The 15,201-nt window shown below is 48.0% G+C and carries 9 protein-coding genes, 6 tRNA genes and 3 rRNA genes (1 of these 18 running past the window's edge); all 18 read right to left on the bottom strand.

What is annotated here, in order from left to right; all coding sequences use genetic code 11:
- Window positions 1-14: 14 nt before the first annotated feature.
- The gene (ispF, locus tag MHH76_RS00620; protein ID WP_020449842.1) at window positions 15-491 is read right to left on the bottom strand and encodes a 2-C-methyl-D-erythritol 2,4-cyclodiphosphate synthase; all 477 of its coding nucleotides are present in this window, start codon (window positions 489-491) and stop codon (window positions 15-17) included.
- Complete coding sequence (ispD, locus tag MHH76_RS00615) at window positions 484-1,179, bottom strand: 2-C-methyl-D-erythritol 4-phosphate cytidylyltransferase (protein ID WP_020449841.1); 696 nt, start codon at window positions 1,177-1,179, stop codon at window positions 484-486. Before ispD ends, ispF begins: the two co-directional genes overlap by 8 nt.
- 16 nt (window positions 1,180-1,195) lie before the next feature.
- Window positions 1,196-2,284 carry a PIN/TRAM domain-containing protein gene (locus tag MHH76_RS00610; RefSeq protein WP_009330350.1) on the bottom strand — a complete coding sequence of 363 codons (1,089 nt, stop codon included), beginning with the start codon at window positions 2,282-2,284 and terminating at the stop codon, window positions 1,196-1,198.
- Between the two features lie 131 nt (window positions 2,285-2,415).
- Window positions 2,416-3,492 (bottom strand): DNA integrity scanning diadenylate cyclase DisA, encoded by a 1,077-nt coding sequence (gene disA / locus MHH76_RS00605; RefSeq protein ID WP_020449840.1) that lies wholly within the window; start codon window positions 3,490-3,492, stop codon window positions 2,416-2,418.
- 3 nt (window positions 3,493-3,495) lie between these two features.
- On the bottom strand, window positions 3,496-4,875 hold the full coding sequence (gene radA / locus MHH76_RS00600) for a DNA repair protein RadA (RefSeq protein WP_020449839.1): 1,380 nt from the start codon (window positions 4,873-4,875) through the stop codon (window positions 3,496-3,498).
- A 79-nt stretch (window positions 4,876-4,954) separates the two neighbouring features.
- Window positions 4,955-7,387 carry an ATP-dependent protease ATP-binding subunit ClpC gene (gene clpC, locus MHH76_RS00595; RefSeq protein ID WP_020449838.1) on the bottom strand — a complete coding sequence of 811 codons (2,433 nt, stop codon included), beginning with the start codon at window positions 7,385-7,387 and terminating at the stop codon, window positions 4,955-4,957.
- Window positions 7,384-8,475 (bottom strand): protein arginine kinase, encoded by a 1,092-nt coding sequence (locus MHH76_RS00590; protein ID WP_020449837.1) that lies wholly within the window; start codon window positions 8,473-8,475, stop codon window positions 7,384-7,386. The genes clpC and MHH76_RS00590 overlap by 4 nt, the downstream gene beginning before the upstream one ends.
- Window positions 8,475-9,029 (bottom strand): UvrB/UvrC motif-containing protein, encoded by a 555-nt coding sequence (locus MHH76_RS00585; protein WP_003178271.1) that lies wholly within the window; start codon window positions 9,027-9,029, stop codon window positions 8,475-8,477. The genes MHH76_RS00590 and MHH76_RS00585 overlap by 1 nt, the downstream gene beginning before the upstream one ends.
- A gap of 14 nt (window positions 9,030-9,043) precedes the next feature.
- The gene (locus tag MHH76_RS00580; protein ID WP_020449835.1) at window positions 9,044-9,508 is read right to left on the bottom strand and encodes a CtsR family transcriptional regulator; all 465 of its coding nucleotides are present in this window, start codon (window positions 9,506-9,508) and stop codon (window positions 9,044-9,046) included.
- Window positions 9,509-9,683: 175 nt separating this feature from the next.
- Window positions 9,684-9,799, bottom strand: a 5S ribosomal RNA gene (rrf, locus tag MHH76_RS00575).
- A gap of 58 nt (window positions 9,800-9,857) precedes the next feature.
- Window positions 9,858-12,787, bottom strand: a 23S ribosomal RNA gene (locus tag MHH76_RS00570).
- Between the two features lie 232 nt (window positions 12,788-13,019).
- Window positions 13,020-14,569, bottom strand: a 16S ribosomal RNA gene (locus tag MHH76_RS00565).
- Together the 16S, 23S and 5S rRNA genes with 6 tRNA genes alongside form the textbook arrangement of a ribosomal RNA operon.
- Before the next feature lie 154 nt (window positions 14,570-14,723).
- Window positions 14,724-14,799, bottom strand: a tRNA-Ala gene (locus MHH76_RS00560).
- Between the two features lie 6 nt (window positions 14,800-14,805).
- Window positions 14,806-14,882, bottom strand: a tRNA-Pro gene (locus tag MHH76_RS00555).
- 10 nt (window positions 14,883-14,892) lie between these two features.
- Window positions 14,893-14,969, bottom strand: a tRNA-Arg gene (locus tag MHH76_RS00550).
- A 9-nt stretch (window positions 14,970-14,978) separates the two neighbouring features.
- Window positions 14,979-15,064, bottom strand: a tRNA-Leu gene (locus MHH76_RS00545).
- 9 nt (window positions 15,065-15,073) lie between these two features.
- A tRNA-Gly gene (locus MHH76_RS00540) sits at window positions 15,074-15,148 on the bottom strand.
- A gap of 15 nt (window positions 15,149-15,163) precedes the next feature.
- A tRNA-Leu gene (locus MHH76_RS00535) sits at window positions 15,164-15,201 on the bottom strand; it runs 45 nt beyond the window's last position.

The following is a 15,201-nucleotide window of genomic DNA, read 5'->3' as shown; positions in this document are numbered from 1 at the left end:
GTCTTCAAAATGAATTATACCTTTTGGAGCAGAACGGAAGCCTGAGCGGCGATTCCTTCGGCTCTTCCCGTAAATCCAAGCTTTTCGGTTGTGGTCGCTTTTACGTTAATTTGGGACATTTCCGCCTCAAGCCCTTCGGCAATTCTGGCTCTCATGTCTTCGATATACGGCGCCATTTTAGGCTTTTGGGCGATGATTGTACAATCCAGGTTCCCGAGCGTATAGCCTTTTTCCTTCACAATCATCCAGACGTGACGAAGGAGTTTGAAGGAGTCGGCATCTTTGAACTCAGGGTCGGTATCCGGAAAGTGTTTTCCGATATCGCCCTCGCCGACGGCGCCGAGACACGCATCCGCAATCGTGTGCAAAAGCACATCGGCATCCGAATGTCCGAGCAGGCCTTTTTCGTAAGGAATCGTAATTCCCCCGATAATGAGCGGCCTGCCTTCCACTAGTTGATGGACGTCAAATCCTTGGCCTATTCTAAACATGTTCATTCCTCTTTTCCGCTTCTAATATCGCTTCTGCGACAAGCAAGTCATCCGGGGTCGTCAGTTTGATGTTTTGATAATCCCCTTGAATGATTGCAACCGTACCTCCGGCTTCCTCGACCAGACTGGCGTCGTCCGTACCGAGGAAACCTTTTGTTTCAGCCTCAAGGTGAGCATTCATCAGAATAGAAAGACGAAAAGCTTGTGGGGTTTGAGCGGCCCACAAGCTTGAACGTTCAATCGTTCCGGCTACTTCACCGTCTTGAACGCGTTTGATCGTGTCTTTAACAGGTACGGCAACGATAGCAGCCCCTGTTTCCTTCGCTTTCTCGACAAGCTGTTCGATATATTCCCGTTTAATAAAGGGTCTTGCTCCGTCATGGACGAGGACCGTTTCCTCTTTGCCGGCCGCTTTAATACCCGCAAATACGCTTTGCTGGCGTTCTCTTCCGCCCGGAACCATCTCGATCGGCGTTGTAAAATGATAGGTTTTTAAAAGGGTGCTGAATTCACCGAATTCCTGTTCATTGATGACAAGAATGATCCTTTTGCAGGCATCATGGTTTTCAAACACCTTTAATGTATGAATAATCACAGGTATTCCTTTCGCCTCGATAAACAGTTTGTTTTTCCCGGCATTCATTCGTTTACCTTGTCCGGCGGCAGGAATGACGACTTCGTAATTCATTTTATTTCTCCCTTTTTCAAAGCGCCTTTTCCAGCAGTTTTGGCTTGGCGAATATCATTCTGCCAGCCGCTGTCTGCAGCACGCTGGTCACGAGCACGTCGATATGTTTGCCGATATAATTCCGCCCTTCTTCCACAACAATCATCGTGCCGTCGTCCAGATAAGCCACGCCCTGATTATGTTCTTTCCCGTCTTTGATGACCTGCACCTTCATTTCTTCTCCCGGAAGCACGACAGGTTTGACGGCGTTGGCAAGGTCGTTGATGTTCAATACGGCAACCTTTTGGAGCTCGCATACTTTGTTCAAATTGAAATCGTTGGTAACGACAACGCCTGAGGTCAATTTCGCCAGTTTGACAAGCTTGCTGTCGACCTCTTGAATATCTTCAAAATCGCCTTCATAAATTTCAACTTTGATATCGAGCTCTTTCTGGATCCGATTTAAAATATCCAGTCCTCTCCGTCCTCTGTTTCGTTTGAGGACGTCTGAAGAGTCGGCGATATGCTGCAGCTCCTCAAGCACAAACTGAGGAATCACAATGACGCCTTCAAGAAATCCGGTCTGACAAATATCAGCAATTCTCCCATCTATAATAACACTTGTGTCTAAAATTTTCAGCTTTTTGTCTTCTTCAGGACGCTCTTCCTCAGCAGAACCTTTTTTCTTTCTCGATGTGAAAAGTGTCAGCATTTCATCCTTTTTCTTGAAACCTACACGGAATCCGAGATAGCCGAGAAATGCGGCCAACACAATCGGAATGACCGTGCTGATCAACTGATAAGGGATGTCTTTTAACGGAATGACATTGACGATAAGATAAGCGAGCATAAGTCCGAAGATTAATCCCAAAGAGCCGAACAATAAATCTGAGACAGGTGCTTTGATCAAGGAATCCTCAATTTGTTTCACCCAGTTGATGACATGATCCGCACACCAGATGCCCAGAAGAAAAAAGATGATAGCTCCTAAACAAGCGGACGCATACGGGTTTGTTACTAAAGGTATGTCCTGTACATTTAACAGCACAAACAATTCCGGTATGAGAAAAATACCGATAACGCCTCCCAAAATCGCAAAGAACGCTTGAACTATTCGTTTCAACATACCTTCACCTCCTTTAAAATAATCGTTTTAATTTTTATGAATGCAGCTGTTTCAACCGGAAAAAGGGAAAACAAAAAGTAAGAATAATATACCCATAAATTGCAAATTTTAATCACTTTTAGAAATTTTTCTCACAGCTGCCTGTCAGTATAATGTTTCTCCTGAAGTCTCTTTAACCCTTTCTTTATCTTTTGGGCACGGACCGCCCCAATTCCTTCCACTTCATCCAATTCTTTTACATCCGCTTCGATAATGAGCTTTAAATGGCCGAATGCTTCGACAACATTTTCTACGATCGGCATCGGGAGACGGGGGATTTTGTGAAGGAGCCTGTAGCCTCTCGGGAAAACGTATTCCTCCATATTCGTAGTTGCTGAATAGCCTAAAAGCTTAAGGAGAATCGAGTCATCCAGCAATTCGAAACTCGACATATCCTGTAGCTGCTTCAGCAAGACAAACGGGTCTTTGATTTTTTCTTTCACATAATCTTTAACGAACAGCGCCGCTTCCTGCTCCATATCAGTGATCAGTTCACTAACCTGGAGCCTGATGAGATGGCCTTCTGTTCCAAGCTCTTTAATATACATATTAATTTCATTTTTGATTCTGAGCACCATTTCATATCGATGCAGAACAGAGATGACATCCCCAAATGTCACAAGCTCTTCAAACTCCAGCGCATTCAAATTGGAAATCGCATGGTCCAAAATGAGTTTGTATTTTTCGAGTGTCTGAATCGCCTGATTGGCTTTTGTTAAGATAAAGCCGATATCTTTGAGTATATATTTCATATTTTCCTGATAGAGCGTAATCACATTCCGCCTTTCAGAAATTGCAATGATCAGACAGCCGGTCTGCTTGGCCACACGCTCGGCCGTTCTGTGCCTCATGCCCGTCTCAGAGGATGGTATCGTCGCCTCAGGCATAAGCTGCGTATTGGCATATAGAATTTTCTGCCCTGAATCGCTGAGAATAATCGCCCCGTCCATTTTAGCCAGCTCGTACAGATGAGCCGGAGAGAAAGAAGAATTAATGTGGAACCCTCCGTCAACCACTTCTTTCACTTTATCATTGAAGCCGACCACGATTAATCCGCCTGTTTTGGCCCGAAGGACGTTTTCGATTCCCTCGCGAAGAGGTGTGCCGGGGGCGACAAACTGCAATATTTCTGAAAGATCCTGTTTCGCTCCTTTTTTGTCTTTTTCCATATATTATGATCCTCCTAATGAAGCTCGAAGGGCCTCAGCTACATTTTCAACGCCGACGACTTCAATTCCTTTCGGCTTTGTCCATCCTTCCACATTTGCAGAAGGAATAATCATTCTTTTAAAACCAAGCTTCGCCGCTTCCTGCACCCTCTGTTCTATCCTTGATACTCTGCGGACTTCCCCTGTCAAGCCGACTTCGCCGATAAAACAATCCGTCGGATGAGGCGGGGTGTCTCTGAAGCTTGAGGCGATGCTCACCGCAACGGCGAGGTCGATCGCCGGCTCGTCCAGCTTGACGCCGCCGGCGACTTTTAAATAGGCGTCTTGATTTTGCAGCAGCAGCCCCACCCTTTTTTCTAAAACCGCCATCAGCAATGAGACGCGGTTATGATCAATTCCGGTTGCCATCCTGCGCGGATTTCCAAAACTCGTCGGGGAAATCAGCGCCTGAATCTCTACTAAGACCGGCCTCGTGCCTTCCATTGAAGCCACGACACTCGAGCCGGCTGCTCCAGCCGAGCGCTCTTCGAGAAAGATCTCCGACGGATTCAGCACTTCTGTCAGGCCCTCTTCCCTCATTTCAAAGATTCCCATTTCATTCGTTGATCCAAACCGGTTTTTGACGGCTCTTAAAATCCGAAATGTATGATGCCGCTCACCTTCAAAATAAAGGACGGTGTCGACCATATGTTCCAGAAGTCTCGGTCCGGCAATCGAACCTTCTTTTGTGACATGCCCGACGATAAATATCGGAATCCCTTTTGTTTTTGCAATTCTCATCAGCTCAGCGGTGCATTCCCTGACCTGGGACACGCTGCCTGGAGCAGATGTAATATCACTTTGGTAAACGGTTTGAATCGAATCAACCACCACGAATGATGGATTCATCTCTTCTATAGAAGACGTAATATACTCCATATCGGTTTCAGATAAAACGTGAAGAGTGGGACTGTTGATGCCTAGACGGTCTGCTCTCAGCTTTGTCTGCTTGACCGATTCTTCACCTGAGATGTACAGGACATTTTCTTTTGAATCAGCGAGCTGGGCAGATACTTGAAGCAGCAAGGTTGATTTCCCGATGCCGGGATCGCCTCCGATTAAAACGAGTGAACCTTTGACAATACCGTTTCCCAAGACGCGGTTGAATTCGCCCAGTTTCGTTTTAATTCGCGGCTCTTCTGTTGTTTCGATTGAAGTGAGAGGTGAAGGCTTTTGCACCGTTTGAACGGAATGTGAAAAAGCGGTTCTTCTGTTGGCGGCGGGTTTTTTTATCGTTTCTTCCACCATGGTATTCCATGTGCCGCATCCGGGGCACTTCCCCATCCACTTGGCGGATTCGTAACCGCATGAGTGACAAATGAATTTAGTCTTTGTTTTAGCCATTGATTTTTCAAAACGCTCCCTTTATAAGAAAGTGAGGCATACTGATGAACATCGTATGCCTCTTTCTTTTGTCTCTATATTAGTTCGTTTTAGCTTCGGTTTTTACGACAAATTCTCCGCCTTCTACATCCAAAACAATATGCTGGCCTTTTTCAATATGGCCTTTCAGGAGCTCTTCAGACAGCCGGTCCTCCACGTGTTTTTGGATTGCTCTTCTGAGAGGGCGCGCCCCGTATTCGAGATCCACGCCTTCATCGGCAATTTTTTCTTTAGCCGCTTCAGTCAGCTCAATTGACAGATCCTGTTCTTTCAGACGCTTAGTTAATTGTTCTGACATGAGGGATACAATATCTTTCAAATGTTTTTTCTCCAAAGAGTGGAAGACGATAATCTCATCAATCCGGTTGATAAATTCAGGTCTGAAGGCGCGTTTTAATTCGCCCATGACTTTGTCTTTCATATCTTTATAATTCTGGGTTTCATCCTGCACATTAAACCCGACGTATTTATTTCTTCTCAGTTCGCTCGCACCGACGTTTGATGTCATGATCAAAATCGTATTTCTAAAGTCGACCGTGCGCCCTTTTGAATCAGTCAGGCGACCGTCTTCAAGCACTTGCAGCAAAATATTGAAGACATCAGGGTGCGCTTTTTCGATTTCGTCAAGCAAGACGACGGAATACGGTTTTCTTCTCACTTTTTCAGTGAGCTGTCCGCCTTCATCATAGCCGACATATCCCGGAGGGGAACCGACGAGTCTTGATGTTGAATGTTTTTCCATATACTCGGACATATCGATGCGAATCATGGCTTCTTCATCGCCGAAAATGGACTCGGCAAGTGCACGGGCAAGCTCCGTTTTTCCTACGCCTGTAGGGCCGAGGAAAATAAAAGAACCGATAGGACGTTTTGGATCTTTTAAGCCGGCACGCGCGCGTCTGACTGCTTTGGCAACCGCAACGACAGCCTCATCTTGGCCGATAACGCGGGAATGAAGAATGCTCTCCATGTTCAGTAATTTGTCTGTTTCAGTCTGCGCAATTTTCGAAACCGGCACTCCGGTCCAGCTTGAAACAACCATTGCAATATCGTCGACGGTCACTTCTGAATTTTCCTGTCCCTGCTTTTCTTTCCAGGTTTTCTTGGTTTCTTCGACCTGTTCGCGCAGGCGCTGCTCCGTATCCCGTAATGACGCTGCTTTTTCGAATTCCTGGCTTTGGACAGCGGCATCTTTTTCTTTCCTTACTTCATCAAGCTTTTGTTCAAGCTCTTTTAAGTTCGGAGGCGTTGTAAATGAACGCAGGCGAACCTTTGAACCGGCTTCATCGATTAAGTCGATCGCCTTGTCAGGCAGAAAACGGTCCGAAATATACCGGTCTGACAGCTTCACAGCCGCTTCAATCGCTTCATCCGTAATCGATACGCGGTGGTGGGCTTCATAGCGGTCTCTGAGACCTCTCAATATTTGAATGCTCTCTTCAGGAGACGGCTGGTCAACCTGAATCGGCTGAAAACGCCGTTCGAGTGCAGCATCTTTTTCAATGTATTTGCGGTATTCATCAAGGGTTGTCGCTCCGATACATTGCAGCTCTCCGCGCGCCAAAGACGGTTTAAGGATATTGGAGGCATCGATGGCCCCTTCCGCTCCCCCGGCTCCGATGAGAGTATGCAGCTCATCGATAAAGAGGATGATATTTCCCGCTTGACGAATTTCGTCCATCACTTTTTTCAGGCGGTCTTCAAATTCACCGCGGTATTTCGTACCGGCGACAACCGTTCCCATATCAAGCGTCATAACTCGCTTATCGCGGAGAATCTCCGGTACTTCGTTATTGATGATCTGCTGGGCGAGGCCTTCGGCAATCGCTGTCTTACCGACACCGGGCTCCCCGATTAACACAGGGTTGTTTTTCGTTCTGCGGCTCAGCACTTCAATTACGCGCTGAATTTCTTTGCTTCTGCCGATTACGGGGTCAAGGCTGTCTTCTTTTGCAATCGCCGTGAGATCCCTGGCAAGACTGTCTAAGGTTGGTGTGTTGGCATTGCTGTTGGCGCCTGAAGCAGCGCCACCGCTCTCATTGCTGCCCAACAGCTGCAATACTTGCTGTCTCGCTTTGTTTAAGCTGACGCCTAAATTATTCAGCACCCTTGCCGCAACACCTTCCCCTTCTCGGATTAAGCCGAGGAGGATGTGTTCAGTTCCAACGTAGGAGTGACCAAGCTTTCTTGCTTCATCCATCGCCAGTTCAGTCACTTTTTTGGCTCTCGGTGTGTAATGGATCGATTGTGACATCTCTTGCCCTCGGCCAATGAGGCTTTCAACTTCTTTTTGAATCTTGTCAGGGCTGAGTCCCAATGCCTGCAGCGCCTTTGCAGCAATCCCTTCTCCCTCGCGGACAAGGCCGAGGAGAATATGTTCTGTTCCAATGTTATTATGGCCCAGACGCAGAGCTTCTTCTTGAGCAAGCGCCAATACTTTTTGTGCTCTTTCTGTGAATCTTCCAAACATCATATCGTTTCATCCTCCTGTCTATTGCCGTTGTTTTCTAATTTCAGACGCTCCCTGATAAGAGCAGCCCGCCTGATGTCCCTCTCGTTTGGTCTTAAGACTCCTCCTGAATATTGCTGGAGAAATCCAGGCTGCGTGAGGATCATCAACTCATTAAGTATATTGCTGGAAAGACCTTTTATTATCCCCAGGTCAATTCCAAGACGAACGTCTGAAAGACATCTTGCTGTTTCTTTCGATTCGATCATCCGGCAATTGGACAGTACGCCGTAAGATCTGTAGACGCGGTCTTCAAGCTCGATTTGCGAAGTCTGATAAAGCGCCTTTCTTGCTGAACGCTCTTGTTCGATCAACTGAGCAACGACGCTGTTCAGATCTTCGACAATGTCGTGTTCCGATTTACCGAGGGTAATTTGGTTGGAAATTTGAAAGATATTCCCTAATGCTTCGCTGCCTTCACCGTAAATTCCTCTAACAACAAGGCCCAATTGATTAATTGCCGGAATAATTCTGTTTATTTGCCTAGTTAACACTAAAGCAGGAAGGTGCATCATGACAGAAGCTCTAAGCCCGGTTCCGACATTTGTAGGACAGCTGGTTAAGTAGCCTCTTTGTTCTGAAAAAGCATAGTCAATCCGTTCTTCAATCCAATCGTCCACCTGATTTGCTGCTTTTAATGCTTCTGAAAGCTGAAATCCCGGGAACAGACATTGAATGCGAATATGATCTTCCTCATTCAGCATAATACTCACTTCTTCATTTTCAGAAAGAAGGCATGCGCCAAAGGAAGCTTCCGTCAAATGCGGACTGATCAGATGTTTTTCTACAAGAACCCTTTTTTCCAAAGGCTGGACCTGATCCATTTTCACAAGCTCGAATTTCCCAATACTTGGAACTTCATAGCCTGTGAATTGTTCTTCAAACAATGTAATAATCGCTGAAGCCTCTTCGTTTGAAAAAAGCGTTGGAAAACGAACTTTATCCAAGTTGCGAGCAAGACGGATCCGGCTGCTAAGCACGATGTCACTTTCAGGGCCTTCCTGCCGCATCCAATTGCTTAAAGCATTCTGAATAAAATGCTGCAGTGACATCAGTCCTCCTCCTCCTTGTTTGCATTCAGGTTTTGTTCAAGCGACCTGATCTGGTCTCTAATGTTGGCTGCTTTTTCAAATTCCTCCTGCTGAATTAATTCTTTCAGCTCTTTTTTCAATGCTTCAATTTGTCTTCTTACATGCAGGTTACCGCCGATCCGCTTTGGTATTTTACCGGCATGGACCGTGTTCCCGCTGTGAACTTTCCTTAAAACCGGAGTGATATAGGAATGGAAGGTTTTATAACATTCCGAACATCCAAATCGGCCTGTTTTTCGAAATTCCGGGAATGTCATATTGCATTTTTTGCATCTCAGAACCTGGTCCGGCTGTTGAAAAAGCTGAGCCTCACTGCTGTTAGTAAAAGACGAGTCAAAATTCAGCAGTCCGGATAACAAATTATGGATGGAAAATCCGCCACTTTCATTCATAGAATATGACTCACTGTTTTCTTTCGCACATTGTTCACAGATATGCATTTCTTTTTTTTCGCCATTAATGACTTTCGTAAAGTGAAAAGTTGCTGGTCTTTCTTTACACTCTTGACATATCACGCTTCTCACCCGCTTTACTTAAATTTAAGTGACGTAAGCATGGCTTTCATCATTCTTGCTCTTAATTCGTCTCGTTCAGGCAAATCAATATATAATACAGAACGATCCATGACACTCACCATCAATTTTGCTTCACTTTTTGTAATGACACCATTTTCTAAAAGCCTTAAAATGATATCGTCTGAAGCAGCCTGGGAGAGCCTTGTATAGATATGATTCATAATGTTGTCAATCAAATCAATTTTATCGTTCATTTTAATTTTAATAATTCGGATATAACCGCCGCCGCCTCTTTTGCTTTCGACGATGTATCCGCGCTCACTCGTAAAACGCGTATTGATCACGTAATTGATCTGAGAAGGAACACACTGAAATTTATCGGCTATTTCGCTCCGTTTAATCTCTAATATTTCTTTCCCGTTCTGTTCTAATATTTGTTTCAAATACTGTTCGATTATGTCAGAAATATTTTTCCCCACTCAGCCCCCTCCTTCACTTGACTTTGACTATATTTGACTTTAACTTTACTATAAGTGGTTTTCGCTTTTTTTTCAACTAATTGCTCTTCGTCCTTTATTATTTCCACTTTTGGCTATCGTAAAACCTTAGGGAACAAGAAAAAAGACCAGCTTATATAAGCTGGTCTTTTTAATCGCTTGGCGGCGTCCTACTCTCACAGGGGGAATCCCCCAACTACCATCGGCGCTGAAGAGCTTAACTTCCGTGTTCGGCATGGGAACGGGTGTGACCTCTTCGCTATCGCCACCAAACTATGTATGAGAGGTGTTCTCTCAAAACTAGATAACGGTCAGACGATTCACAAACATTTAGGTTAAGTCCTCGATCGATTAGTATCTGTCAGCTCCATGTGTCGCCACACTTCCACCTCAGACCTATCAACCTGATCATCTTTCAGGGATCTTACTTCCTTGCGGAATGGGAAATCTCATCTTGAGGGGGGCTTCATGCTTAGATGCTTTCAGCACTTATCCCGTCCGCACATAGCTACCCAGCGATGCCCTTGGCAGAACAACTGGTACACCAGCGGTGCGTCCATCCCGGTCCTCTCGTACTAAGGACAGCTCCTCTCAAATTTCCTGCGCCCGCGACGGATAGGGACCGAACTGTCTCACGACGTTCTGAACCCAGCTCGCGTACCGCTTTAATGGGCGAACAGCCCAACCCTTGGGACCGACTACAGCCCCAGGATGCGATGAGCCGACATCGAGGTGCCAAACCTCCCCGTCGATGTGGACTCTTGGGGGAGATAAGCCTGTTATCCCCGGGGTAGCTTTTATCCGTTGAGCGATGGCCCTTCCATGCGGAACCACCGGATCACTAAGCCCGACTTTCGTCCCTGCTCGACTTGTAGGTCTCGCAGTCAAGCTCCCTTGTGCCTTTACACTCTGCGAATGATTTCCAACCATTCTGAGGGAACCTTTGGGCGCCTCCGTTACCTTTTAGGAGGCGACCGCCCCAGTCAAACTGCCCACCTGACACTGTCTCCCCGCCCGATAAGGGCGGCGGGTTAGAAGGTCAATACAGCCAGGGTAGTATCCCACCGATGCCTCCACCGAAGCTGGCGCTCCGGTTTCCAAGGCTCCTACCTATCCTGTACAAGCTGTACCAACATTCAATATCAGGCTGCAGTAAAGCTCCACGGGGTCTTTCCGTCCTGTCGCGGGTAACCTGCATCTTCACAGGTACTATAATTTCACCGAGTCTCTCGTTGAGACAGTGCCCAGATCGTTGCGCCTTTCGTGCGGGTCGGAACTTACCCGACAAGGAATTTCGCTACCTTAGGACCGTTATAGTTACGGCCGCCGTTTACTGGGGCTTCAATTCGCACCTTCGCTTACGCTAAGCGCTCCTCTTAACCTTCCAGCACCGGGCAGGCGTCAGCCCCTATACTTCGCCTTACGGCTTCGCAGAGACCTGTGTTTTTGCTAAACAGTCGCCTGGGCCTATTCACTGCGGCTCTCTCGGGCTTGCACCCTAACAGAGCACCCCTTCTCCCGAAGTTACGGGGTCATTTTGCCGAGTTCCTTAACGAGAGTTCTCTCGATCACCTTAGGATTCTCTCCTCGCCTACCTGTGTCGGTTTGCGGTACGGGCACCTCTCACCTCGCTAGAGGCTTTTCTTGGCAGTGTGGAATCAGGAACTTCGCTACTATATTTCGCTCGCCATCACAGCTCAGCCTTATGGGAAACGGATTTGCCTATTTCCCAGCCTAACTGCTTGGACGCGGATATCCAATACCGCGCTTACCCTATCCTCCTGCGTCCCCCCATTGCTCAAATGGTGAGGAGGTGGTACAGGAATATCAACCTGTTGTCCATCGCCTACGCCTTTCGGCCTCGGCTTAGGTCCCGACTAACCCTGAGCGGACGAGCCTTCCTCAGGAAACCTTAGGCATTCGGTGGAGGGGATTCTCACCCCTCTTTCGCTACTCATACCGGCATTCTCACTTCTAAGCGCTCCACGAGTCCTTCCGGTCTCGCTTCACAGCCCTTAGAACGCTCTCCTACCACTGTTCGTAAGAACAGTCCGCAGCTTCGGTGATACGTTTAGCCCCGGTACATTTTCGGCGCAGAGTCACTCGACCAGTGAGCTATTACGCACTCTTTAAATGGTGGCTGCTTCTAAGCCAACATCCTGGTTGTCTAAGCAACTCCACATCCTTTTCCACTTAACGTATACTTTGGGACCTTAGCTGGCGGTCTGGGCTGTTTCCCTTTCGACTACGGATCTTATCACTCGCAGTCTGACTCCCAAGGATAAGTCTTTGGCATTCGGAGTTTGACTGAATTCGGTAACCCGGTAGGGGCCCCTAGTCCAATCAGTGCTCTACCTCCAAGACTCTTACCTTGAGGCTAGCCCTAAAGCTATTTCGGAGAGAACCAGCTATCTCCAGGTTCGATTGGCATTTCACCCCTACCCACACCTCATCCCCGCACTTTTCAACGTGCGTGGGTTCGGGCCTCCATTCAGTGTTACCTGAACTTCACCCTGGACATGGGTAGATCACCTGGTTTCGGGTCTACGACCACGTACTCATGCGCCCTATTCAGACTCGCTTTCGCTGCGGCTCCGTCTTTTCAAACTTAACCTTGCACGGGATCGTAACTCGCCGGTTCATTCTACAAAAGGCACGCCATCACCCGTTAACGGGCTCTGACTACTTGTAGGCACACGGTTTCAGGATCTCTTTCACTCCCCTTCCGGGGTGCTTTTCACCTTTCCCTCACGGTACTGGTTCACTATCGGTCACTAGGGAGTATTTAGCCTTGGGAGATGGTCCTCCCGGATTCCGACGGAATTTCACGTGTTCCGCCGTACTCAGGATCCACTCAGGAGAGAACGAAGTTTTGACTACAGGGCTGTTACCTCCTATGGCGGGCCTTTCCAGACCTCTTCATCTACCTCGTTCTTTTGTAACTCCGTACAGAGTGTCCTACAACCCCAAGAGGCAAGCCTCTTGGTTTGGGCTGTTCCCGTTTCGCTCGCCGCTACTCAGGGAATCGCATTTGCTTTCTCTTCCTCCGGGTACTTAGATGTTTCAGTTCCCCGGGTCTGCCTTCTCATATCCTATGAATTCAGATATGGATACTGCTCCATTACGAGCAGTGGGTTTCCCCATTCGGAAATCTCCGGATCAAAGCTTGCTTACAGCTCCCCGAAGCATATCGGTGTTCGTCCCGTCCTTCATCGGCTCCTAGTGCCAAGGCATCCACCGTGCGCCCTTTCTAACTTAACCGTTAAAAAGAATCACTACGTGATATCTTGCTTACTAATTGAATGTGATGTCTACTGTTATCTAGTTTTCAAAGAACAACGCACAGGAGGTGCTAACACATGCGTTGCCACAGGATGTGGCGCATTTAGCAGGTGCTCCTATGTCTGAAGGAATGATCCTTCAAAACTAAACAAGATCTAAACGCACCTGTCTATAAGACCGCAAGGTCTTATATTCCGTATAATATCCTTAGAAAGGAGGTGATCCAGCCGCACCTTCCGATACGGCTACCTTGTTACGACTTCACCCCAATCATCTGTCCCACCTTCGGCGGCTGGCTCCAAAAGGTTACCTCACCGACTTCGGGTGTTACAAACTCTCGTGGTGTGACGGGCGGTGTGTACAAGGCCCGGGAACGTATTCACCGCGGCATGCTGATCCGCGATTACTAGCGATTCCAGCTTCACGCAGTCGAGTTGCAGACTGCGATCCGAACTGAGAACAGATTTGTGGGATTGGCTTAGCCTCGCGGCTTCGCTGCCCTTTGTTCTGCCCATTGTAGCACGTGTGTAGCCCAGGTCATAAGGGGCATGATGATTTGACGTCATCCCCACCTTCCTCCGGTTTGTCACCGGCAGTCACCTTAGAGTGCCCAACTGAATGCTGGCAACTAAGATCAAGGGTTGCGCTCGTTGCGGGACTTAACCCAACATCTCACGACACGAGCTGACGACAACCATGCACCACCTGTCACTCTGCCCCCGAAGGGGAAGCCCTATCTCTAGGGTTGTCAGAGGATGTCAAGACCTGGTAAGGTTCTTCGCGTTGCTTCGAATTAAACCACATGCTCCACCGCTTGTGCGGGCCCCCGTCAATTCCTTTGAGTTTCAGTCTTGCGACCGTACTCCCCAGGCGGAGTGCTTAATGCGTTTGCTGCAGCACTAAAGGGCGGAAACCCTCTAACACTTAGCACTCATCGTTTACGGCGTGGACTACCAGGGTATCTAATCCTGTTCGCTCCCCACGCTTTCGCGCCTCAGCGTCAGTTACAGACCAGAGAGTCGCCTTCGCCACTGGTGTTCCTCCACATCTCTACGCATTTCACCGCTACACGTGGAATTCCACTCTCCTCTTCTGCACTCAAGTTCCCCAGTTTCCAATGACCCTCCCCGGTTGAGCCGGGGGCTTTCACATCAGACTTAAGAAACCGCCTGCGCGCGCTTTACGCCCAATAATTCCGGACAACGCTTGCCACCTACGTATTACCGCGGCTGCTGGCACGTAGTTAGCCGTGGCTTTCTGGTTAGGTACCGTCAAGGTACCGCCCTATTCGAACGGTACTTGTTCTTCCCTAACAACAGAGTTTTACGATCCGAAAACCTTCATCACTCACGCGGCGTTGCTCCGTCAGACTTTCGTCCATTGCGGAAGATTCCCTACTGCTGCCTCCCGTAGGAGTCTGGGCCGTGTCTCAGTCCCAGTGTGGCCGATCACCCTCTCAGGTCGGCTACGCATCGTTGCCTTGGTGAGCCGTTACCTCACCAACTAGCTAATGCGCCGCGGGTCCATCTGTAAGTGGTAGCTAAAAGCCACCTTTTATAATTGAACCATGCGGTTCAATCAAGCATCCGGTATTAGCCCCGGTTTCCCGGAGTTATCCCAGTCTTACAGGCAGGTTACCCACGTGTTACTCACCCGTCCGCCGCTGACATCAGGGAGCAAGCTCCCATCTGTCCGCTCGACTTGCATGTATTAGGCACGCCGCCAGCGTTCGTCCTGAGCCAGGATCAAACTCTCCATGAAGTTTGATAATGACTACGCACATTCGCATGTGCGATTTATTTAATGAATTAACAGGTACGTTTTGTCTTGTTTAGTTTTCAAAGATCATTATTAAAGCAACTCTATTATTATATCTCTTTTAAGATAAATAGTCAAGTGCTTTTTTGAAAATAAATGGTGGAGCCTAGCGGGATCGAACCGCTGACCTCCTGCGTGCAAAGCAGGCGCTCTCCCAGCTGAGCTAAGGCCCCAAAGAATGGTCGGGAAGACAGGATTCGAACCTGCGACCCCATGGTCCCAAACCATGTGCTCTACCAAGCTGAGCTACTTCCCGTTACACATAATGGCGCGCCCGAGAGGAGTCGAACCCCTAACCTTTTGATCCGTAGTCAAACGCTCTATCCAATTGAGCTACGGGCGCATATGTCAATGCCGAGGGCCGGACTTGAACCGGCACGGTAGTCACCTACCGCAGGATTTTAAGTCCTGTGTGTCTGCCAATTCCACCACCCCGGCGTGGATGGTTGGAGCGGAAGACGGGATTCGAACCCGCGACCCCCACCTTGGCAAGGTGGTGTTCTACCACTGAACTACTTCCGCAAATCTTTTTTATAATGCGGGTGAAGGGACTCGAACCCCCACGCCGTAAAGAC

Source organism: Bacillus sp. FSL L8-0193 (genome assembly GCF_037976065.1).
Classification (GTDB): domain Bacteria; phylum Bacillota; class Bacilli; order Bacillales; family Bacillaceae; genus Bacillus; species Bacillus paralicheniformis.
This window is presented reverse-complemented; position numbering and strand designations above follow the sequence as displayed.